At 45.4% G+C, this 21,215-nt stretch carries 35 protein-coding genes and 2 pseudogenes; 2 read left to right on the top strand and 35 right to left on the bottom strand.

Annotated elements, in window-relative coordinates; genetic code table 11:
- Positions 1-88 precede the first annotated feature (88 nt).
- Complete coding sequence (trkA, locus tag Xbud_RS00185; protein WP_099134178.1) at positions 89-1,465, top strand: Trk system potassium transporter TrkA; 1,377 nt, start codon at positions 89-91, stop codon at positions 1,463-1,465.
- A 304-nt stretch (positions 1,466-1,769) separates the two neighbouring features.
- On the opposite strand, the pseudogene Xbud_RS00180 reads toward trkA, so the two are convergent.
- Together Xbud_RS00180 and Xbud_RS00175 are read right to left on the bottom strand one after the other, a co-directional pair.
- A pseudogene (locus Xbud_RS00180) lies at positions 1,770-2,780 on the bottom strand (IS110 family RNA-guided transposase).
- A 157-nt stretch (positions 2,781-2,937) separates the two neighbouring features.
- Positions 2,938-3,139, bottom strand: a pseudogene (locus Xbud_RS00175) (alternative ribosome-rescue factor A).
- Positions 3,140-3,265: 126 nt separating this feature from the next.
- Here Xbud_RS00175 and Xbud_RS00170 point away from each other — a divergent pair.
- On the top strand, positions 3,266-4,150 hold the full coding sequence (locus tag Xbud_RS00170) for an IS982 family transposase (RefSeq protein WP_099134176.1): 885 nt from the start codon (positions 3,266-3,268) through the stop codon (positions 4,148-4,150).
- Between the two features lie 241 nt (positions 4,151-4,391).
- Here Xbud_RS00170 and Xbud_RS00165 read toward each other — a convergent pair whose 3' ends face one another.
- From Xbud_RS00165 to Xbud_RS00005, 33 genes are all read right to left on the bottom strand, one after another.
- On the bottom strand, positions 4,392-5,414 hold the full coding sequence (locus Xbud_RS00165) for an IS110 family RNA-guided transposase (RefSeq protein WP_099134175.1): 1,023 nt from the start codon (positions 5,412-5,414) through the stop codon (positions 4,392-4,394).
- A 140-nt stretch (positions 5,415-5,554) separates the two neighbouring features.
- Positions 5,555-5,968: a Zn(2+)-responsive transcriptional regulator gene (zntR, locus tag Xbud_RS00160; protein WP_099134174.1), complete on the bottom strand. Its 414-nt coding sequence runs from the start codon at positions 5,966-5,968 to the stop codon at positions 5,555-5,557.
- A gap of 191 nt (positions 5,969-6,159) precedes the next feature.
- Positions 6,160-6,552: a 50S ribosomal protein L17 gene (rplQ, locus tag Xbud_RS00155; RefSeq protein WP_038269636.1), complete on the bottom strand. Its 393-nt coding sequence runs from the start codon at positions 6,550-6,552 to the stop codon at positions 6,160-6,162.
- Between the two features lie 40 nt (positions 6,553-6,592).
- Positions 6,593-7,582: a DNA-directed RNA polymerase subunit alpha gene (locus Xbud_RS00150; RefSeq protein ID WP_038269634.1), complete on the bottom strand. Its 990-nt coding sequence runs from the start codon at positions 7,580-7,582 to the stop codon at positions 6,593-6,595.
- 25 nt (positions 7,583-7,607) lie between these two features.
- Positions 7,608-8,228, bottom strand: a complete 621-nt coding sequence (gene rpsD, locus Xbud_RS00145; RefSeq protein ID WP_099134173.1) for a 30S ribosomal protein S4 — start codon at positions 8,226-8,228, stop codon at positions 7,608-7,610.
- A gap of 34 nt (positions 8,229-8,262) precedes the next feature.
- Positions 8,263-8,652, bottom strand: a complete 390-nt coding sequence (gene rpsK, locus Xbud_RS00140; protein ID WP_002919257.1) for a 30S ribosomal protein S11 — start codon at positions 8,650-8,652, stop codon at positions 8,263-8,265.
- Between the two features lie 15 nt (positions 8,653-8,667).
- Positions 8,668-9,024, bottom strand: coding sequence for a 30S ribosomal protein S13 (rpsM, locus tag Xbud_RS00135; RefSeq protein WP_099134172.1), 357 nt, complete (start codon positions 9,022-9,024; stop codon positions 8,668-8,670).
- A gap of 147 nt (positions 9,025-9,171) precedes the next feature.
- Complete coding sequence (rpmJ, locus tag Xbud_RS00130; protein WP_012768118.1) at positions 9,172-9,288, bottom strand: 50S ribosomal protein L36; 117 nt, start codon at positions 9,286-9,288, stop codon at positions 9,172-9,174.
- A gap of 32 nt (positions 9,289-9,320) precedes the next feature.
- Positions 9,321-10,652: a preprotein translocase subunit SecY gene (gene secY, locus Xbud_RS00125; RefSeq protein WP_099134171.1), complete on the bottom strand. Its 1,332-nt coding sequence runs from the start codon at positions 10,650-10,652 to the stop codon at positions 9,321-9,323.
- A gap of 7 nt (positions 10,653-10,659) precedes the next feature.
- Positions 10,660-11,094: a 50S ribosomal protein L15 gene (rplO, locus tag Xbud_RS00120; protein ID WP_099134170.1), complete on the bottom strand. Its 435-nt coding sequence runs from the start codon at positions 11,092-11,094 to the stop codon at positions 10,660-10,662.
- A 3-nt stretch (positions 11,095-11,097) separates the two neighbouring features.
- Positions 11,098-11,277, bottom strand: coding sequence for a 50S ribosomal protein L30 (rpmD, locus tag Xbud_RS00115; RefSeq protein WP_008913894.1), 180 nt, complete (start codon positions 11,275-11,277; stop codon positions 11,098-11,100).
- A 5-nt stretch (positions 11,278-11,282) separates the two neighbouring features.
- Entirely contained in the window at positions 11,283-11,783 is a 501-nt protein-coding gene (rpsE, locus tag Xbud_RS00110) for a 30S ribosomal protein S5 (RefSeq protein ID WP_099134169.1), read from the bottom strand.
- Between the two features lie 14 nt (positions 11,784-11,797).
- A complete protein-coding gene (rplR, locus tag Xbud_RS00105; protein ID WP_099134168.1) occupies positions 11,798-12,151 on the bottom strand; it encodes a 50S ribosomal protein L18 in 354 nt (117 codons plus the stop codon).
- 9 nt (positions 12,152-12,160) lie between these two features.
- Positions 12,161-12,694: a 50S ribosomal protein L6 gene (gene rplF / locus Xbud_RS00100; RefSeq protein ID WP_099134167.1), complete on the bottom strand. Its 534-nt coding sequence runs from the start codon at positions 12,692-12,694 to the stop codon at positions 12,161-12,163.
- Positions 12,695-12,708: 14 nt separating this feature from the next.
- Complete coding sequence (gene rpsH, locus Xbud_RS00095) at positions 12,709-13,101, bottom strand: 30S ribosomal protein S8 (RefSeq protein WP_038269618.1); 393 nt, start codon at positions 13,099-13,101, stop codon at positions 12,709-12,711.
- A gap of 33 nt (positions 13,102-13,134) precedes the next feature.
- Positions 13,135-13,440, bottom strand: a complete 306-nt coding sequence (rpsN, locus tag Xbud_RS00090; RefSeq protein WP_099134166.1) for a 30S ribosomal protein S14 — start codon at positions 13,438-13,440, stop codon at positions 13,135-13,137.
- A gap of 12 nt (positions 13,441-13,452) precedes the next feature.
- Positions 13,453-13,992, bottom strand: a complete 540-nt coding sequence (gene rplE / locus Xbud_RS00085; protein ID WP_099134165.1) for a 50S ribosomal protein L5 — start codon at positions 13,990-13,992, stop codon at positions 13,453-13,455.
- Positions 13,993-14,005: 13 nt separating this feature from the next.
- Positions 14,006-14,320: a 50S ribosomal protein L24 gene (gene rplX / locus Xbud_RS00080; RefSeq protein WP_099134164.1), complete on the bottom strand. Its 315-nt coding sequence runs from the start codon at positions 14,318-14,320 to the stop codon at positions 14,006-14,008.
- A gap of 10 nt (positions 14,321-14,330) precedes the next feature.
- Entirely contained in the window at positions 14,331-14,702 is a 372-nt protein-coding gene (rplN, locus tag Xbud_RS00075; protein ID WP_004246955.1) for a 50S ribosomal protein L14, read from the bottom strand.
- A 175-nt stretch (positions 14,703-14,877) separates the two neighbouring features.
- The gene (rpsQ, locus tag Xbud_RS00070) at positions 14,878-15,132 is read right to left on the bottom strand and encodes a 30S ribosomal protein S17 (RefSeq protein WP_010847485.1); all 255 of its coding nucleotides are present in this window, start codon (positions 15,130-15,132) and stop codon (positions 14,878-14,880) included.
- Positions 15,132-15,323 carry a 50S ribosomal protein L29 gene (gene rpmC, locus Xbud_RS00065; RefSeq protein WP_010847484.1) on the bottom strand — a complete coding sequence of 64 codons (192 nt, stop codon included), beginning with the start codon at positions 15,321-15,323 and terminating at the stop codon, positions 15,132-15,134. Before rpmC ends, rpsQ begins: the two co-directional genes overlap by 1 nt.
- Positions 15,323-15,733: a 50S ribosomal protein L16 gene (gene rplP / locus Xbud_RS00060; protein ID WP_012990491.1), complete on the bottom strand. Its 411-nt coding sequence runs from the start codon at positions 15,731-15,733 to the stop codon at positions 15,323-15,325. The genes rpmC and rplP overlap by 1 nt, the downstream gene beginning before the upstream one ends.
- A 12-nt stretch (positions 15,734-15,745) precedes the next feature.
- Entirely contained in the window at positions 15,746-16,447 is a 702-nt protein-coding gene (rpsC, locus tag Xbud_RS00055; RefSeq protein ID WP_099134163.1) for a 30S ribosomal protein S3, read from the bottom strand.
- Positions 16,448-16,464: 17 nt separating this feature from the next.
- Entirely contained in the window at positions 16,465-16,797 is a 333-nt protein-coding gene (rplV, locus tag Xbud_RS00050; protein WP_038269610.1) for a 50S ribosomal protein L22, read from the bottom strand.
- 14 nt (positions 16,798-16,811) lie between these two features.
- A complete protein-coding gene (gene rpsS, locus Xbud_RS00045; protein WP_011148791.1) occupies positions 16,812-17,090 on the bottom strand; it encodes a 30S ribosomal protein S19 in 279 nt (92 codons plus the stop codon).
- A 14-nt stretch (positions 17,091-17,104) separates the two neighbouring features.
- On the bottom strand, positions 17,105-17,929 hold the full coding sequence (rplB, locus tag Xbud_RS00040) for a 50S ribosomal protein L2 (protein WP_099134162.1): 825 nt from the start codon (positions 17,927-17,929) through the stop codon (positions 17,105-17,107).
- Between the two features lie 19 nt (positions 17,930-17,948).
- Positions 17,949-18,251, bottom strand: coding sequence for a 50S ribosomal protein L23 (gene rplW / locus Xbud_RS00035; protein ID WP_038269605.1), 303 nt, complete (start codon positions 18,249-18,251; stop codon positions 17,949-17,951).
- Positions 18,248-18,853 (bottom strand): 50S ribosomal protein L4, encoded by a 606-nt coding sequence (gene rplD, locus Xbud_RS00030; RefSeq protein ID WP_099134161.1) that lies wholly within the window; start codon positions 18,851-18,853, stop codon positions 18,248-18,250. The genes rplW and rplD overlap by 4 nt, the downstream gene beginning before the upstream one ends.
- Before the next feature lie 16 nt (positions 18,854-18,869).
- Positions 18,870-19,502 (bottom strand): 50S ribosomal protein L3, encoded by a 633-nt coding sequence (rplC, locus tag Xbud_RS00025; protein ID WP_099134160.1) that lies wholly within the window; start codon positions 19,500-19,502, stop codon positions 18,870-18,872.
- 32 nt (positions 19,503-19,534) lie between these two features.
- Positions 19,535-19,846 carry a 30S ribosomal protein S10 gene (gene rpsJ, locus Xbud_RS00020; RefSeq protein WP_001181005.1) on the bottom strand — a complete coding sequence of 104 codons (312 nt, stop codon included), beginning with the start codon at positions 19,844-19,846 and terminating at the stop codon, positions 19,535-19,537.
- 299 nt (positions 19,847-20,145) lie between these two features.
- A complete protein-coding gene (gene bfr, locus Xbud_RS00015) occupies positions 20,146-20,619 on the bottom strand; it encodes a bacterioferritin (RefSeq protein WP_099134159.1) in 474 nt (157 codons plus the stop codon).
- Between the two features lie 76 nt (positions 20,620-20,695).
- Positions 20,696-20,890, bottom strand: a complete 195-nt coding sequence (bfd, locus tag Xbud_RS00010; protein ID WP_099134158.1) for a bacterioferritin-associated ferredoxin — start codon at positions 20,888-20,890, stop codon at positions 20,696-20,698.
- A 216-nt stretch (positions 20,891-21,106) separates the two neighbouring features.
- A partial coding sequence (locus Xbud_RS00005; RefSeq protein ID WP_141557274.1) for an EF-Tu C-terminal domain-related protein occupies positions 21,107-21,215 on the bottom strand: 109 nt, incomplete at its 5' end.

The following is a 21,215-nucleotide window of genomic DNA, read 5'->3' as shown; positions in this document are numbered from 1 at the left end:
CTCGCTCCTATCGGACGAGAGAGAATATAATGGCTTTGCTAAAATAACAAAAATAAAATGTAGCTTCTAACACACAAAGAGAATAGCTATGAAAATAATTATCCTGGGTGCTGGTCAAGTTGGTGGAACATTAGCTGAAAACTTAGTTGATGAGAACAATGACATTACTGTCGTTGATACCGATACAGATCGTTTACGCCAGTTACAGGACAAATTCGATCTACGAGTTGTGAATGGTCACGGATCTCACCCCAGAGTTCTGAGGGAAGCTGGAGCAGAAGATGCTGATATGTTGGTTGCTGTCACCAACTCAGATGAAACCAACATGATTGCCTGCCAAATTGCCTATTCTCTATTTAACACACCTAATAAAGTCGCCCGTATCCGTTCATCTGAATATATCCGCGAATCAGAAAAATTATTTCAACCTGATGATATCCCAATCGATTATCTGATATCCCCGGAACAATTAGTTATTGATTATATCTATAAATTGATTCAATATCCTGGAGCCTTGCAAGTTGTTAATTTTTCAGAAGGACGGATCAGCATTGTAGCAGTAAAAGCTTATTATGGTGGCTCATTGGTAGGTAACGCCTTATCCTCCCTCCGCGAGCATATGCCACATATCGATAGTAAAGTTGCTGCGATATTTCGACAAGATCGCCCAATCAGGCCACAAGGTTCTACTATTATAGAGGCTGGAGACGAAGTATTTTTTGTTGCTGCATCACAGCATATCAGAGCTGTAATGAGCGAATTGCAACGCCTTGAAAAACCTTATAAGCGAATCATGATTGTCGGAGGCGGCAACGTTGGAGCAGGTTTAGCGTTACGTCTTGAAAAAGATTATAGCGTCAAACTTATCGAACATAATCAAGAAAGAGCAACTGAGCTTGCAGAACTACTGCACAATACTATCGTGTTCTATGGTGATGCTTCAGATCAAGAGTTACTGGCAGAAGAACATATTGAACAAGTTGATGTTTTCATAGCATTAACTAATGATGATGAAGCCAATATCATGTCAGCTATGCTCGCAAAACGAATGGGAGCCAAAAAAGCCATGGTACTTATTCAACGCAGTGCATATGTTGATTTGGTGCAAGGTGGAGTCATTGATATTGCTATATCTCCACAACAAGCCACTGTATCTGCTCTACTTGGCCATGTCCGCAAAGCAGATATTGTCAGTGTATTCTCATTAAGGAGAGGCGTTGCCGAAGCTATTGAAGCCATTGCTCATGGTGACGAACACACTTCCAAAGTAGTTGGGCGTAAAATAGGAGACATAAAACTGCCTTCAGGAACAACAATTGGCGCTATTGTCCGTGGAGAAGAAGTCATCATTGCCAATGATTACAGCCTCATTCAGCAAGGCGACCATGTGATCATGTTTATTACGGATAAGAAATTCGTTCCCGAAGTAGAAAAGTTATTCCAGCCAAGCCCGTTCTTCCTATAAACGGTTTTCATTTCTACAGGTTCAAAAAATATATATGAGCACCTCCCGTTTGCCAAACATTGTACTTGATGACGACAGGACGATTGCAGCTATATATCCGGCTTTTCACAACAGATGCAGTTGCTAGCCCTAATGAAATTCGCCGACTCACACCTCATTACTTTTACGAACCCGGAGTTCAATATTTCTTTCAGGCTTGGTGAGTCCCGGTCTGACCTGTTCTGTCATTACATACATGGCCTGTGCAATCTATTGAATATCGATATTTATTTCCTTAACTCACTATGTTGATGCCAAAGATGGATTATCCGGAAATGTAGTCTTTTTGATAAGATCTTCCATGAGCAAGAACCGCCCATATCGTCCGCGCCATTTTGTTGGCCAAGGCAACTGACACCACATTTATTGGTCGACGCTTGAGCAGATCAGTGACCCACGGCCCGGGATCTCGTGCGTTCTGTATGACGCAGTGAGCTCCGTTGACGAGCAGTTTTCTCAGGTACTTGTCACCTCGCTTGCTGATCCCCTGTAGCACTATTTTGCCACCTGTCCCGATCTGCCTCGGAACCAGCCCTATCCAGGCAGCGAATTCTCGGCCTGAACGGAAGGTCTTTGCATCCCCCATTGACGCCACTGCCGTTGTTGCTGTCAGTCAACCAACACCGGGGATTTCACTGATGGCCTGCACGGCAGGATCATCTTTACTCAGCTCTCGTATCTTATATTCAATATCAGTGATACGTTTGTCTATCCGGTTTATTTCGCTCAGTTGTTCGTGCAGGCTGTTGATCAGGACAGCGGGCAATCGTTCTGATAAGCGGGAAAGAATGTCAGGTACTGACCTGACAAGACTGGCATACCCTTTTCCCATGACTTCACCATATTCAGCCAGTAATCCGTGGAGTTCATTCGTTTGCATCAAGCGGAACTTCATCAGTTGCGAACGTATCCTGTGTAGAGACAGCATCGCCTGTTGTGCCTCGGTCTTCACGGCAACGGCTTTACCCGGTTGCTGGACTGAACGCCAGATGGCTTGCGCATCGGCGGTATCATTTTTGTTCCGGATATTAAAGGCTTTAACGTACTCACCTGGCATTAATTTGACCTGATGCCCCTGACTAATGAGTTATCTGGCTCAATGATGTGCTCCGCCGCACGCTTCCATACCAATAAGGCAGGTATCTCGGTTTGAAAAAAACGCGAGAAATTTGTTACGCTTGATGGCTTTGCTAAAGATTTCACTTGTTTGCTCATCAAGGTAATGAACCTGGATAATGTTCTTGGCAATGTCGACACCGACTGGCACAGGTTTCATTTTTGCTTCCTCCGGTTTGATCGGAAAAACGAGGTCGGATTATCACCGTGATAGTACTCCTCTCTTTCCCATTTTTGTCATCCCACATCCACGCTACCGCCAACATTTTGCGTAGAGGGGGAGGGAGGTGCTCATTTCATTATTTTTGCTCAAAACATTAGAAGACCAATGATAACAACTTGAAAAAATTATTATCATTGGCCTCCCAACCCACTATTTTTACCATGTTTTTCTTTACGACGATAACTTCCTTTACCCTTTTTATTTTTTTCTACCCTTTGCCTAAACAGAGGATCATGGAGAAGAGCTTCTATAGCATTATCTTTTATAACGCCTTTTTTATGGCGATATGTCGTCATAGTGACCTCAAGATGTAGTTGTTTAATTAAATTTAACCTGAATTCTGGATAAGAAATTGACGAAGTGCCTGTTCCAAAAGCAAAGTTTTGGTGCACACCAAAAACCGCTCTGAAGAGGAACAGGCAATGAACAAATTAGTTGAAATTTTCTGCGATGTCGATGACTTTTGTCGTTTTTTCATGCCTCAATGGGAGCAGTTTTGTCTCAATAAGGGGTATCGTCTGTGCCGCAGACAAGGTCACATGTATCCCAGTGAAATTATGACCATCTTGATTCTCTTTCATATGTCGCATTACCTTGATTTTAAACATTTTTATCTGGAACATATTTGGAAATGTCATCATACCGATTTTCCCACCTTGCTCAGTTATACCCGTTTTGTCAGTGTCGCCCCTGCCGTTTTGGTGCCACTATGCCGTTATTTGACGCAATTAAAAGGAAAAACCACCGGGATTGCTTTTATTGATTCCACGAGTTTGCGCGTGTGCCATAACGTCCGTATTCCCCGCCATAAGGTATTTGAGGGGGTAGCAAAACGAGGAAAAACCTCCATGGGAGGGTTTTACGGTTTCAAATTACATTTGATTGTTAACCATCAGGGCGAAATTCTGGCACTTAAAGTTACAGCGGGTAATGTGGATGATCGGGAACCTGTTCAAGAATTAGCAAAAGAATTAACGGGTTTTCTGTATGGTGACAAAGGTTATCTTAGCCAGGAACTGGCAGACGATTTAACTCAAACCGGTGTCACTTTCATCACGACAAAGCGCCGTAACATGAAAGCCCGTGTGCTGGCTGAGTGGGATAAAATAATGTTATCAAAGCGTTTTATCATCGAGACAATTAATGGGCAATTAAAAACAATTTCTCAAATAGAGCATTCTCGTCACCGAAGTATAACAGGATTTCTGTTGACCGTTTTAGGGGGTGTGATTACTTACTGCCTTAAATGGCAGAAACCATCACTGAAAGTTTTCTACTCAGCAGAAGATTTCCCCGTGACGGCTTAAACGGATATATGGACACCGACTCGAATCAAGTGGGTGAGTAAATTTTTCTGACAACGTAGTCGCAAGCATCTATTCGGCTTCAATGAGCCCTGATAAAAATCCGCACTCTCTGCCCTCATTAATTCGACAGTCTCGATAGACTGATCCGTTTATTACCAGGTTCACAGAGAGTCGGTACTACCTGTCAGTACATCTGCTTAAGGATTTCTACTACATCAATGACATTGACATCATGAGTCACTCACCGTGCTTTATAACTTGATTGTGGGTTGACCCGTGCCCACGCGATTCGGGCATTTTTATTCGCCAGTGCAACAGACGCTTTATTGAGTCCGCTGCGGGATATCAAATCTTTTAACCAACGTTGCAATCCATTACATCGTTCGTCGGGGAGTTTTTGCACCCAATAAACCACTGAGCGGGCACCGTGGATCAGTATTCCACGCAAATAGCTATCCCCGCGTTTCGTGATCCCCAATAACCTAACGTTGCCTCCGCTGCTATGTTCTCTTGGTACCCGCCCCAGATAGCTGGCAAAATGGCGGCCATTTTTGAAGTCTTTGCTATCGCCCAAGGCTACCATCAGAGCCGATGCTCCCAGCGGACCGATACCCGGCAGTGTCAGTAGCCGCACGATATCTTCCTGTTGCGCATTCAGGTGGTCGAGACGCTTATCCCGTTTCTTCAGACACTGCTGCTGTTCTTTGAGTTCAAACAGCAGTTCCTGAAATAGTTCGCGGCTCATTGGGGTCAGGTCATTTTCCGCGTTTTCCAGATGTTCAGGCAAACATTGCTCCTCCTTATGAGCGCTTTCCGGGATGGCAATGCCATATTCCAAGCCCAATCCCCGGATCTGATTAATCCGCGCCGTTCTGTTTTTCATTAACCGCTGGCGAACCCGATGCAAACACTGAATATCCTGTTGTGCCTGTGTTTTTTCCGGGACATAACGCATCCCCGGACGACTGTCTGTTTCCACAATAGCCATAGCATCATTTTTATCATTTTTGCTGCCCATTCTGAATGGGGCGACATATTGGGGACTGATTTGCTTCACTTCGTGACCAAAGCGTTTAAATTGGCGACTCCAGTAGTTTGCACTGCCACACGCTTCCATCACAATTTTTGAAGGAGGCTGTTGCGCAATGAAAGTGATCAGTTTATTGCATGAAACCACCGTATTTTTAATCACTTTGCCAAGCGGGGACACAATATGTACTTGAAACACTCGCTTTGCCAGATCAATTCCGATAACTTGTTCCATTGGACACCTCTTCATATTTTTGCTGATGTATTCAGCATGGCTCACTGAAGCCGTTTTAGGGAGGGTGTCCATTTCATTAATTCGGGTTAAATTTAAGAACACAAATTGTACTCTTAGTTACTCAGAATAATAAAGAAAAATTATCTGTTTATTGCTCCCTCTTCTAAGATTTCCAATATAGAACAATATGTACTAGGGTGTGCACTACCACAACAAGCATCACTCAACATTTTTAAAGAATCGCGCATTTTCTGCATTTCCAATATTTTTTCTTCTATTTCTTGTAATCTGGAATCAACAAGTTGCTTAGACTCTTGACAAGTATGATGCTCAGGATCAACACGAATAGATAATAATTCTACAATCGCGTCTAATGTAAAACCCAACTGTTTTGCATAACGAATAAATCGTAACCGTTGTAAATCTTGCTTTGTATAAAGCCGATATCCTCCTTCTGTTCTTTCCTCATGTTCCATCAATCCCTGTTTCTCATAAAAACGAACAGTATCAGGTGTAACATTCGCTAATTTAGCCAATTGCCCAATACGATACATAGCAACCTCTAATCAAACAGGAAATAAAATCAATACTACCAGAATAGATCAATAAATCACCATACCAGACGATGCTCACTATTAACTAAAGGATAACTAAAAGAAATCGGAAGGAAAAACATTAGACTGGATAGAAAAATAAAGAGCGATAAAAAACCGGGATAATACCCGGTTTTTTACGCTTCTACAGATTACTCTGCAGATGCTGCTTCTGTCTTAGACTCAGCGGCACGGTCAACAAGCTCGATATATGCCATCGGTGCATTGTCACCAGCACGGAAGCCACACTTCAGAATACGAGTGTAACCACCTGCGCGGCTCGCAAAACGCGGGCCCAGTTCATTAAACAGTTTTGCCACGATCTCGTTATCACGAGTACGGGCGAATGCCAGACGACGATTAGCTACGCTGTCGGTCTTGGCAAGAGTAATCAGCGGCTCAACGACGCGACGCAGTTCTTTCGCTTTAGGCAGAGTCGTCTTGATGATTTCATGACGAACCAAAGAACCTGCCATGTTGCGGAACATAGCTTGGCGATGGCTGCTGTTGCGGTTCAATTGACGACCACTCTTACGATGGCGCATGACCTTATCCTTCTCAGTAAAACCTTAACCTGTGATCTAGTTATTCATCAGCAATACTTGCTGGTGGCCAGTTTTCCAGACGCATGCCCAGAGAAAGTCCACGCGAAGCCAGCACGTCTTTAATCTCAGTAAGAGATTTTTTACCCAGATTAGGTGTTTTAAGTAACTCAACCTCAGTACGCTGTACCAAATCACCGATGTAGTGGATAGCTTCTGCCTTAAGGCAGTTAGCAGAGCGGACAGTCAATTCCAGATCGTCAACAGGGCGCAGCAGTATCGGATCAAACTCTGGCTTCTCTTCTTTAACTTCTGGTTGACGTACATCACGTAAATCAACGAAAGCTTCCAGTTGTTCAGCCAGAATAGTAGCTGCACGGCGAATCGCCTCTTCAGGGTCAATTGTGCCGTTAGTCTCCATCTCGATAACCAGCTTATCCAAGTCAGTACGCTGTTCTACACGAGCTGCTTCAACATTGTAGGCGATACGCTCTACTGGGCTATAGCAAGCATCTACTAACAAACGACCGATAGGGCGCTCATCTTCTTCCGAATGAATTCGGGCAGAAGCCGGCACATAACCACGACCGCGCTGAACTTTAATACGCATGCTAATGGAAGCGCTTTCATCAGTCAGATGGCAGATTACGTGCTGCGGCTTGACGATTTCAACATCACCGTCATGGATGATGTCGGCTGCAGTCACAGGGCCAATGCCAGATTTATTCAAGGTAAGGATGACTTCATCTTTGCCCTGAACTTTCACCGCCAGCCCTTTCAGATTGAGGAGAATCTCCAGGATATCTTCCTGTACACCTTCTTTGGTGCTGTACTCATGCAGTACACCATCAATCTCAACCTCAGTCACCGCACAACCCGGCATAGACGAAAGCAGAATACGGCGCAGTGCGTTGCCAAGAGTATGGCCAAAACCACGCTCTAATGGCTCAAGGGTCACCTTGGCGTGCGTCGAACTGACTTGCTCGATATCTACCAGGCGCGGTTTTAGAAACTCTGTCACAGAACCCTGCATTGTGTCCTCTCTTTGGTGCTAAGCTTTACTTAGAGTAAAGCTCGACGATCAGGTGTTCGTTGATGTCAGCGGATAGATCAGTACGTTCAGGAATACGTTTGAACACACCTTCCATCTTCGCAGCATCAACTTCCAACCAAGTTGGTTTCTCACGCTGCTCAGCCAGCTCTAAAGCTGCCTTAATACGAGCCTGCTTTCTCGCTTTTTCACGAACGCTGACTACGTCATTCGGGGATACCTGATAAGAAGCGATGTTAACAACGCGACCATTTACCATGATAGCCTTATGGCTCACCATCTGACGTGATTCAGCGCGAGTCGCACCAAACCCCATACGATAAACGACGTTATCCAAGCGACTTTCCAGCAAAGTAAGTAGGTTTTCACCTGTGTTGCCTTTCAGACGAGTCGCTTCTTTGTAGTAGTTACGGAATTGACGCTCCAGAACACCGTAAATACGACGAACTTTTTGTTTTTCACGTAACTGAACACCATAGTCAGACAGACGCGGTTTACGAGCGCCGTGCTGGCCTGGTGCTTGTTCTAATTTACACTTGGTGTCAATCGCGCGAACGCCAGACTTTAGGAAAAGGTCTGTACCCTCGCGACGGCTCAGCTTGAGCTTAGGACCCAAATATCTTGCCATTTTCTTTCTCCAACAATCCTAAAAACGAAACGTATTAAACGCGACGTTTTTTCGGTGGACGACAACCGTTATGAGGGATCGGAGTCACATCAGTAATGTTAGTGATGCGGAAACCAGCCGCGTTCAGTGCGCGGATAGTTGACTCACGGCCAGGACCAGGTCCTTTAACCATAACTTCCAGGTTCTTAATTCCATATTCTTTTACAGCTTCAGCACAGCGTTCTGCTGCAACCTGAGCTGCGAACGGAGTAGATTTACGAGAACCACGGAAACCGGAACCACCGGCAGTTGCCCAACCCAAAGCGTTACCCTGACGATCAGTAATAGTAACAATGGTGTTGTTGAAAGAAGCATGGATATGAGCCACACCGTCAGAGACTTGTTTTCTTACACGCTTACGTGCACGAATAGGTGCTTTTGCCATTATTCAATACCCCGATTATTTCTTGATCGGTTTACGCGGACCCTTACGGGTACGTGCATTGGTCTTAGTACGCTGACCGCGAACAGGCAGACCACGACGATGACGCAAACCACGATAGCAACCAAGATCCATCAGACGTTTGATACTCAGGGTCACTTCACGACGCAAATCACCTTCTACAACGTATTTAGCAACTTCGTCACGCAGCTTGTCAATTTGCTCTTCAGACAGCTCACTGATCTTAACATGTTCAGCAATACCCGCTGCTGCACAGATAGCCTGTGAGCGGGTTTTACCGATACCGTAAATCGAAGTTAATGCGATCACAGTATGTTTCTGATCAGGAATGTTAATGCCTGCTATACGGGCCACTATGCACTCCTACAATATTTATTCACCGCAACATCATTCTGAAAAGCCCGTTTTCAGGATACTCAAATAATGTTGCTGTCAGATAAAAAGATTGGCTGGCTAATTTAGCCAGCTCAACCCAACTTTGCAAGAAAAATATGCGATTAATTAGCCTTGGCGTTGTTTATGCTTAGGCTCTGCACTACAAATCACACGAACGATACCGTTACGTTTAACGATTTTGCAGTTGCGGCATAATTTCTTGACGGAAGCACGAACTTTCATTTTTACTCTCCGTAACTTCTCAAGCAAACCAATTAACGATTATATCCTTTCAGGTTTGCTTTCTTCAATGCAGACTCATATTGACTCGACATCATCAGAGTTTGCACTTGAGCCATAAAGTCCATGATGACGACGACTACAATCAGTAGGGAAGTACCACCAAAATAGAATGGGACTTTCATTGCATCACGCATGAACTCCGGGATTAAGCAGATAAAAGTAATATATAACGCACCAACTAAGGTTAGACGAGTCATTACTTTATCGATGTACTTAGCCGTTTGCTCTCCCGGACGAATTCCTGGTACAAATGCACCGGACTTCTTCAGGTTATCTGCCGTTTCTCTTGGATTGAACACCAACGCCGTGTAGAAGAAACAGAAGAAGATGATTGCAGATGCGTATAATAACACATAAAGTGGTTGACCTGGCTGCAAATACATAGAAATAGTTGTCAACCAGCTCCAGTTTGCTCCACTACCAAACCAAGAGGCTATAGTACCAGGGAACAAAATAATACTGGAAGCAAAAATTGCAGGGATAACCCCAGCCATATTCACTTTCAACGGTAAATGTGTACTTTGCGCTGCATAAACTCTACGACCTTGTTGACGTTTGGCATAGTTAACAACGATACGACGTTGACCACGCTCCATGAAAACAACGAAGAAAGTTACCGCAAACACTAAAACTGCAACCAACAGCAACAGGAGGAAGTGCAGATCGCCTTGCCGAGCTTGCTCGATGGTGTGACCAATTGCAGGCGGAAGGCCCGCAACAATACCAGCAAAGATTATGATTGAAATACCGTTACCAATACCTCGTTCAGTAATCTGTTCACCTAGCCACATCAAGAACATGGTTCCCGTGACCAGACTTACAACAGCCGTGAAATAAAATGCAAAACCTGGATTAATAACTAACCCTTGCATCCCAGGCATATTCGGCAACCCAGTAGCAATACCGATTGACTGGAATATTGCCAGCACTAATGTGCCATAACGGGTGTATTGACTGATCTTACGACGACCAGCTTCCCCTTCCTTCTTAATCTCTGCTAAACGGGGGTTAACCACTGTCAGCAACTGGATAATAATAGATGCAGAAATATACGGCATTATACCCAGTGCAAAGATGGAAGCACGGCTTAAAGCACCACCAGAGAACATATTAAACATTTCAATGATGGTGCCTCTTTGCTGTTCGAGCAATTTGGCAAGCACAGTGGCATCAATACCAGGGATTGGAATAAAAGAACCAATACGGAAAACAATCAGAGCTCCAATAACAAACAAAAGTCTGCGTTTTAACTCACCTAATCCGCCTTTAGCACTTTGAAAATCTAATCCCGGTTGTTTAGCCATCTGTTACTTATTCCTCAATTTTACCGCCAGCAGCTTCAATTGCAGCACGGGCGCCTTTGGTAACACGCAAGCTACGCACAATTACTGCACGATTAACTTCGCCAGAAAGTATAACTTTCGCGAACTCAATTTGAGGGCCAACAATATTAGCAGCTTTCAGTGCATTCAGATCGATAACATCGCCTTCTACGCGAGCAAAGTCAGACAAACGGATTTCCGCTGTGACCATTGCCTTACGTGAAGTAAAGCCAAATTTTGGCAAACGACGGTACAAAGGCATCTGGCCGCCTTCGAAACCACGACGTACGCCACCGCCAGAACGAGACTTCTGACCTTTGTGACCACGGCCGCCAGTTTTACCCAGACCAGAACCGATACCACGACCTACACGTTTAGGTGCGTGCTTGGCACCTTCAGCCGGAGACAGAGTATTTAAGCGCATCTGTTACTCCTCAACTTTAACCATATAGGAAACCAAGTTGACCATACCACGAACCGCTGGTGTATCTTCACGCTCAACAGTATGACCAATGCGACGCAGACCTAAGCCAGTCAGAGTTGCCTTGTGTTTAGGCAAACGACCAATTGAGCTGCGAACCTGAGTAATTTTAATAGTCTTAGCCATAGTCATTACCCCAGAATTTCTTCGATGGATTTGCCACGCTTAGCTGCGACCATTTCTGGAGACTTCATACTGTCTAAAGCATCCAGAGTTGCACGAACCACGTTGATTGGGTTAGTGGAACCATAGGTTTTAGCCAGTACGTTACGAACTCCAGCAACTTCCAGAACAGCACGCATTGCACCACCTGCGATGATACCTGTCCCTTCGTGAGCAGGCTGCATGAATACTCGGGAACCGGTATGTGTGCCTTTCACTGGGTGGTACAGAGTGCCGCTGTTAAGTGCGACGGTTTTCATATTGCGACGTGCTTTTTCCATCGCTTTCTGGATCGCTGCCGGAACTTCGCGTGCTTTGCCGTAACCAAAACCAACGCGACCGTTACCATCACCAACTACAGTCAGTGCTGTAAAGCTGAAAATACGACCACCTTTAACGGTCTTAGATACGCGGTTTACCGCGATCAGCTTTTCCTGCAGTTCGCCAGCTTGTTTTTCGATGTGAGCCATCTTACACCTCTACCTTAGAACTGAAGGCCAGCTTCACGGGCAGCTTCTGCCAGTGCCTGGACTCTACCATGATATTGGAAACCAGAACGGTCAAAGGATACGTTTTTGATACCTTTTTCCAGAGCACGTTCAGCAATAATTTTACCAACAACTGCTGCGGCTTCTTTGTTTCCAGTGAATTTCAATTGTTCACTGATAGCTTTTTCTGTTGTAGAAGCTGCCACCAGAGTTTCAGAACCATTTGGTGCGATAACCTGCGCGTAAATATGGCGAGGGGTACGGTGTACCACCAGGCGAGTTGCACCCAGTTCCTGGAGCTTGCGGCGTGCGCGGGTCGCACGACGGATACGAGCTGCTTTCTTATCCATAGTGTTACCTTACTTCTTCTTAGCCTCTTTGGTACGCACGACTTCATCGGCGTAACGAACACCCTTGCCTTTGTATGGCTCAGGACGACGATAGGCACGCAGATCTGCCGCAACCTGACCAATCACCTGCTTATCAGCACCTTTCAGTACGATTTCAGTTTGTGATGGGCATTCCGCAGTAATGCCTGCTGGCAGTTGATGCTCAACCGGATGCGAGAAGCCTAAAGACAAACTAACAATGTCGCCTTTAACTGCTGCACGGTAACCAACACCCACCAGTTGAAGCTTCTTAGTGAAGCCTTCGTTAACACCGATAACCATTGCATTCAGCAGAGAACGAGTTGTACCTGCCTGTGCCCAAGCATCTACAAAACCTTCGCGTGGAGCGAAAGTCAGTTGGTTATCTGCATGTATAACTTCAACTGCTCTGTGGATTTCACGACTCAATTCGCCGTTTTTACCCTTAATCGAAATAACCTGACCGCTGAGTTTAACCTCTACGCCGGCAGGAATGACGACGGGTGCTTTTGCAACACGAGACATTCTTTCCTCCCGAATTAAGCTACGTAGCAGAGAATCTCGCCACCCAGACCAGCCTGGCGAGCTGCACGATCAGTCATTACACCTTTAGAGGTAGAAACAACAGCGATACCCAAGCCAGCCATAACTTGTGGCAGCTCATCTTTTTTCTTATAGATGCGCAGACTTGGACGGCTTACACGCTGGATGCTTTCTACAACAGCCTTACCTTGGAAGTATTTCAGAGTAACTTCCAGTTCTGGCTTGGTGTCGCCTTCGATTTTAAAATCTTCAATATAACCTTCTTCCTTCAGCACTTTGGCAATTGCCACTTTCAGCTTGGAGGAAGGCATGGTGACCGCAACTTTATTCGCGGCCTGACCGTTGCGGATACGGGTCAGCATATCCGCGATCGGATCTTGCATGCTCATCTGTCTTTACTCCCGTGATTCAATTGGTGACAATTACCAGCTAGCCTTTTTAAGGCCCGGGATTTCACCGCGCATAGCGGCTTCACGGACTTTAATACGGCTCAACCCAAACTTCCGCAAAAATGCATGCGGACGCCCAGTTTGACGGCAGCGGTTACGCTGACGGCAAGGGCTGGAATCACGTGGCAGTGTTTGCAGCTTGAGAATAGCATTCCAACGTTCTTCATCAGATGCTTTTACATCAGAGATGATCGTTTTCAGTTCAACGCGTTTTGCGAAGAATTTCTCAGCTAACTTCGCACGTTTTACATCACGTGCTTTCATTGATTGTTTAGCCATGAATACCCTGCCTTACTTGCGGAACGGGAAGTTAAACGCAGCCAACAGTGCGTGGCCTTCATCATCAGATTTCGCAGTAGTGGTGATGGTAATATCCAAACCACGTACACGATCCACTTTATCGTAGTCGATTTCAGGGAAGATGATTTGCTCACGAACACCCATACTGTAGTTACCACGTCCATCAAATGATTTAGCGGACAAACCACGAAAGTCACGGATACGTGGTACAGCAATAGAAATCAGGCGCTCAAAGAACTCCCACATGCGTTCGCCACGCAGGGTTACTTTACAGCCGATTGGATAGCCCTGACGGATTTTGAAGCCTGCAACTGATTTGCGTGCTTTGGTGATCAGTGGTTTTTGACCAGAAATTGCCGCCAAATCAGCCGCTGCGTTATCCAGCAGTTTTTTGTCAGCAATCGCTTCACCAACACCCATGTTCAGGGTGATCTTCTCGACCCGAGGGACTTGCATGACAGAATGGTAACCAAACTGAGTCATCAGTTTTTTGACTACCTCGTCTTTGTAGTAATCATGCAGTTTCGCCATCGTATACTCCAAATTACTTGATAGTTTCGTTGTTAGATTTGAAGAAACGTACTTTTTTGCCGTCTTCGAATCTAAAACCTACACGGTCAGCCTTGCCGGTTGCTACATTAAAGATTGCAACGTTAGAAGCCTGGATAGCTGCTTCTTTTTCAACGATACCACCTGGTTGGTTCAGAGCCGGAACTGGCTTCTGATGTTTTTTAACCAAGTTGATACCTTCAACAACAATCTTACCAGAAGAAAGAACCTGTTTTACTTTACCGCGCTTACCTTTGTCTTTACCAGTCAGCACGATGATTTCGTCATCACGACGGATTTTCGCTGCCATTGCCTGCTCCTTAGAGTACTTCAGGTGCCAGAGAGATAATTTTCATGAACTTTTCATTACGAAGTTCACGAGTCACCGGCCCAAAAATACGCGTACCGATAACTTGCTCACTATTGTTATTCAACAATACGCAAGCATTGCTATCGAAGCGAATGACAGAACCGTCCGGGCGACGAACACCCTTCTTGGTGCGCACCACTACCGCTTTCAGGACATCACCTTTTTTCACTTTACCGCGAGGAATTGCTTCCTTGATAGTGATCTTAATGATATCACCGACGTCTGCGTAGCGACGGTGCGAGCCACCTAGAACCTTGATACACATTACGCGACGTGCACCGGAGTTGTCGGCCACGTTCAGCATAGTCTGTTCTTGGATCATTTTAGTGCTCCGCTAAATGTCAACTACTACTGAGCCACTTTATTTTTAAAGAGGCCGTTTCAATATCCCATACTACGAGGGCGCGGCATTATAACACCACATCTTCGTGATGGACAGAAAAATAAACGGCCCCGTTATTTTTTGAGCCGTTTACTTCTTACGAGATAACGTTCTACTATAGAACCGCTTTCTCTACAACGCGAACTAAGGTCCAAGATTTAGTCTTAGACAGTGGACGGGTTTCGCGGATTTCCACTACATCACCAATTCCACATTCATTGTTCTCGTCATGTACATGCAACTTAGTCGTACGCTTGATGAACTTACCATACAGAGGGTGTTTCACCTTACGCTCAATAGCAACAACGATGGATTTTTCCATTTTGTCGCTAACAACACGACCTTGCAGAGTACGGATTTTATCGGTCATTACGCACCCGCCTTCTCAGTCAGTAAAGTCTTAACGCGTGCAATATTACGACGCACTTGTTTCAACAGGTGAGACTGTTGCAGCTGGCCACTTGCTGCCTGCATACGCAGATTAAATTGTTCACGTAACAGATTCAGCAGCTCAGTGTTCAGCTCTTCAACGCTTTTTTCGCGCAGCTCTTGTGCTTTCATTACATCACCGTCTTAGTCACAAAGGTGGTTTTGATAGGCAGTTTCGCTGCCGCCAGCTTGAATGCTTCACGAGCCAGCTCTTCAGGCACACCGTCCATTTCATACAGGACTTTACCAGGCTGGATCAAGGCAACCCAATACTCTACGTTACCTTTACCTTTACCCATACGCACTTCGAGTGGCTTCTCGGTGATTGGTTTGTCTGGGAACACACGGATCCAGATTTTACCTTGACGCTTAATTGCACGGGTCATAGCACGACGTGCCGCTTCGATCTGGCGAGCTGTCAGACGACCACGGCCCACAGCTTTCAGACCGAAAGTGCCGAAGCTGACATCCGCACCTGCAGCCAGACCGCGGTTACGGCCCTTGTGCACTTTACGGAATTTCGTACGCTTTGGTTGTAACATCAGCGACTCTCCTTACTTGCGGCCTTTACGCTGCTGCTTTCTAGGTTGAACAGTCGGTTTTTCCGCCTGTTCAACTGCAGCCATACCACCCAGGATCTCACCTTTGAAGATCCATACCTTAACGCCGATTACACCATAAGTGGTGTGCGCTTCTGAAGTGTTGTAGTCGATGTCTGCACGCAGAGTGTGCAGAGGTACACGACCTTCACGATACCATTCAGTACGTGCGATTTCAGCACCACCCAGACGGCCGCTTACTTCCACTTTGATGCCTTTAGCACCCAGACGCATTGCGTTCTGTACAGCACGTTTCATAGCACGACGGAACATAACACGACGTTCCAGCTGCGCACTGATGCTGTCAGCAACCAATTTTGCGTCCAGTTCAGGTTTACGCACTTCGACAATATTAATCTGCGCAGGAACACCAGCGATGTCCGCTACAGCTTTGCGCAGCTTTTCGACGTCTTCACCTTTTTTACCGATTACGATGCCTGGACGAGCAGTGTGGATAGTCACACGGATGCTTTTCGCAGGACGTTCAATAACGATACGTGAAATAGATGCTTTAGCCAGTTCTTTATTCAAGTACTGGCGAACTTTAAAGTCACTGTCCAGGTTGTCAGCGAATTCTTTGGTATTCGCATACCAGGTAGAGTTCCAAGGTTTGACAATCCCCAGACGAATACCATTAGGATGTACTTTCTGACCCATTGCTAGTCTCCAGAGTCTCAGCGATCGGACACAACCACAGTAATGTGGCTGGTGCGCTTCAGGATACGATCTGCACGGCCTTTGGCACGAGGCATAATACGCTTCATGGTTGGACCTTCATCTACGAAAATTTTCGCAACTTTCAGATCATCGATGTCAGCGCCATCGTTGTGTTCTGCGTTAGCAATAGCAGACTCAAGTACTTTCTTCACTAAACCAGCAGCTTTTTTGTTGGTAAAGGTCAGAATTTCCAGAGCTTGCGACACTTTCTTACCGCGGATCAGGTCAGCCACAAGACGAACCTTCTGAGCAGAAGAACGAGCGTGGCGATGTTTAGCGATAGTTTCCATCTCTTCCTCCTACCTTAGCGCTTTTTAGCCTTTTTATCGGCCGCATGGCCGCGATAAGTACGGGTCGGCGCGAATTCACCCAGCTTGTGACCAACCATTTCGTCGGAAACAAAAACTGGAACATGCTGACGACCATTATGGACAGCGATGGTCAAACCGATCATGTTAGGAAAGATCGTTGAACGACGGGACCAAGTCTTAATAGGCTTTTTGTCTCCGCTTTCCACCGCTTTCTCTACCTTCTTCAGCAAGTGCAGGTCAATAAATGGACCTTTCTTGAGAGAACGTGGCATGGTTTATCCTCTAATTATTTTTTAGAACGGCGACGTACGATATATTGATCAGTACGTTTGTTACTACGGGTCTTCTTACCTTTGGTCTGAATACCCCATGGAGTTACAGGATGTTTACCAAAGTTACGACCTTCACCACCACCGTGTGGATGGTCTACTGGGTTCATCGCCGTACCACGAACGGTAGGACGGATACCACGCCAGCGACTTGCACCAGCTTTACCCAGAACTCGTAGCATGTGTTCTGAGTTACCAACTTCACCTAAAGTAGCACGGCAATCAGACAGTACCTTACGCATTTCACCAGAACGCAGACGCAGGGTTACATAAGAACCATCACGTGCAACGATCTGAGCATAAGCACCTGCTGAACGAGCCAGCTGGCCACCTTTACCTGGCTTCATTTCTATGTTGTGAACAGTAGAACCAACTGGGATATTACGCATTGGCAGAGCGTTACCGGTCTTGATTGCTGAATCAACACCAGACTGGATTTGATCACCAGCTTTCAGACCTTTAGGCGCAAGGATGTAACGACGCTCACCGTCTTTATACAGAACCAGCGCGATGTTTGCTGAGCGGTTTGGATCATATTCCAGACGCTCAACAACAGCAGGAATACCGTCTTTGTTGCGTTTGAAGTCAATCAGACGATAATGCTGTTTATGGCCACCACCGATATGACGAGTGGTAATACGACCATTGTTGTTACGACCACCAGTTTTGCTGTTTTTTTCCAACAGCGGAGCATAAGGCTTACCCTTATGCAGCTCAGGGTTAACCACTTTAACAACGTGGCGACGGCCCGGAGACGTAGGTTTACATTTAACAATTGCCATTGTTCTTTACTCCTCCGAATTACTCAGCGCCGCCAACGAAGTCCAAGTTCTGGCCTTCTTTCAGGGTGACGTAAGCTTTTTTCCAGTCGCTACGACGACCAATACGCTGACCGTGACGTTTTACTTTACCTTTAACCAGCAAAGTGTTTACGCCTTCAACTTCGACTTCAAACAGTTTCTGTACAGCAGCTTTGATTTCTGCTTTAGTCGCGTCTTTCGCAACTTTGAGAACGATGGTGTTGCTCTTTTCCATCGCTGTGGAAGCTTTTTCAGATACGTGCGGCGCGCGCAGTACTTTTAGCAGACGTTCTTCACGGATCATGCCAGCATCTCCTCAACTTGCTTCACAGCTTCAGCAGTCATAACCACTTTGTCGAAGGCAATCAGGCTTACTGGGTCAATACCTGCAGCATCACGAATGTCAACTTTATACAAGTTACGAGCTGCTAAGAACAGGTTCTCATCAACTTCGCTAGTGACGATCAGCACGTCTTCCAGAGCCATTTCTTTCAGTTTCTGTACCAGCAGTTTAGTCTTAGGTGCTTCAACAGAGAACTTCTCGACAACGATCAGACGATCTTGACGTACCAGTTCAGACAGGATGCTTTTCAGAGCACCGCGGTACATCTTTTTATTAACTTTTTGACTGTGGTCCTGTGGTTTCGCTGCAAAAGTTACACCACCAGAGCGCCAAATTGGGCTCTTAATAGAACCAGAACGCGCACGACCAGTGCCTTTCTGACGCCATGGTTTTTTACCTGAACCAGAAACTTCAGCACGAGTTTTCTGAGCACGAGTACCTTGACGAGCACCAGCTGCATACGCAACAACTACTTGATGCACAAGTGCTTCATTGAAATCACGCCCGAAGGTAGTTTCGGAAACAGTCAGCGCGCTTTGCGCGTCTTTCATTACCAATTCCATTCCTATCTCCTCGACGTTACGCCTTGACAGCCGGTTTTACGATCAGGTTACTGTTCGTTGCACCTGGAACAGCACCTTTGACCAGCAGCAGGTTGCGCTCAGCGTCAACTCGTACTACATCCAGACTCTGAACGGTTACACGCTCATTACCCAGTTGGCCTGCCATTTTCTTGCCTTTAAACACTTTGCCCGGAGTCTGGTTTTGACCGATAGAACCCGGAACACGGTGAGACAAGGAGTTACCATGGGTAGCATCCTGAGTACGGAAGTTCCAGCGTTTAACAGTACCCGCGAAACCTTTACCTTTAGATGTACCAGTAACGTCGACTTTTTTAACGTCAGCGAAAATTGCAACGCTAATGCTTTGACCTACAGTGTATTCTGCATCGCCTTCAGACAGACGGAATTCACGCAGAATGCGGCCAGCTTCAACGCCAGCTTTAGCGAAATGACCTGCTTCAGGCTTATTTACGCGGTTTGCTTTTTTGCTACCAGTCGTTACCTGTATTGCACGATAACCGTCAGTCTCGTTGTTTTTAACTTGAGTCACACGGTTATCTTCGATTTCGATAACAGTTACAGGGATTGAAACACCATCTTCAGTGAAGATGCGAGTCATACCCACTTTTTTACCGACTAAACCAATCATTGTTTCAACCTCTCAATCGTTCAATGACCTGATTAACCCAGGCTGATCTGCACGTCTACACCGGCAGCCAGATCCAGACGCATCAGAGCATCAACGGTTTTCTCGGTTGGCTCAACGATGTCAACCAGACGTTTGTGAGTGCGAATTTCGTACTGATCACGCGCATCTTTGTTAACGTGCGGAGAAATCAGAACAGTAAAACGCTCTTTACGAGTCGGCAGCGGGATCGGACCACGAACCTGCGCACCAGTGCGCTTAGCGGTCTCTACGATTTCCGCAGTTGATTGATCGATCAAACGATGATCAAATGCTTTCAGGCGGATACGGATTCTTTGGTTCTGCATGAGACCAGAGCTCCAACTATTTTTATAAACGTAAGAAATTACTCCTCACACCCATTTCGATTGATGGGGGAGTGTAATCGTTCTGTGCATAACTCCCATATCGGGAGTATTTTAATATGGCGGTAATTGATCGCTCATACTGATAAAAATCAGCCTACTAATGTAGGTAGGCTCGCGCATTATACGTGAATCTATTGACAATGCAAGATGAGGATGAAATTTATTCAGAGAAATAGTAAAAGTGGGTAAAAGAGGAGAATAAACGCCCCATAATAAATTTACAAGGCGTTAGTATGACTCTACTCTTCTACTACCTGAGCTTGAATGTAGTTTTGTATTCCCATCCGTTTAATTAGATCGAGTTGTGTCTCCAGCCAGTCTATGTGATTTTCTTCATCTGCAAGAACCTCAATCATCAGATCCCTGCTCACATAGTCATGAATTGAATCGGCATATGCTATTGCTTCTCTGATATCCTGCGCTCCACGTAACTCCAGTGCCAAATCGGATTGCAACATTTCTTCAACATCCTCACCGATATTGAGTTTACCTAGATCCTGTAAATTGGGTATGCCTTCCAGAAATAAAATACGCTCAATATATTTATCAGCGTGTTTCATTTCCTCAATGGATTCACGATATTCAACGTCATTCAAACGCATTAATCCCCAGTTTTTAAACATTCGGGCATGTAAAAAATACTGGTTGATAGCAACAAGCTCATTACCAAGAAGTCTATTAAAATGGGCAATGATTTTTTTATCACCTTTCATAACTAATTCCTCCGCTTCCAGTACCTACATTGTAGTACTAATTAAGCAGAGTAATTGCAAGAAAATTGTGCTTATCTTAGGCAACATTAATCATAGGGGGTAGTAAAGAAATCTCCTCGTTAATTATCTCACGGGCTTGGCGTACGCATTTTCCACAATCACTCCCTACAGGCACAAAGCTTTTCAGCTCTCTGATAGAACGGACATGCTGCTGCCGAACGACGTTACGTATGGTTTTATCATTTATCGCGTTGCAGAGACAGATATACATGGAGCACTCTTTTAACTATTTATGTAGCGATGATTAAAAGAACAGTTATAGCTATAAAATAAAGGATACTGACAAATAGTAAATAGAAATAACTCTCATTTCAATTATTGTTTCTATTTTGTTTATAAGCAAAATAAAGCCACCATTTTCGGTGGCACAAAAAAAGAGGAGCCTTGCTTGGCTCCTCTTTTTTCATAATCTTTTTCTTATCAAAGATTAAGCAATAACTTTAGCAACAACACCAGCACCTACCGTACGGCCACCTTCACGAATTGCGAAACGCAGACCTTCGTCCATCGCGATTGGCGCAATCAGGGTTACTTTC

Source organism: Xenorhabdus budapestensis (assembly GCF_002632465.1).
Taxonomy (GTDB): domain Bacteria; phylum Pseudomonadota; class Gammaproteobacteria; order Enterobacterales; family Enterobacteriaceae; genus Xenorhabdus; species Xenorhabdus budapestensis.
Note: the sequence above shows the minus strand (reverse complement) of the source record. Positions and strands in the feature narration are given on the sequence as shown.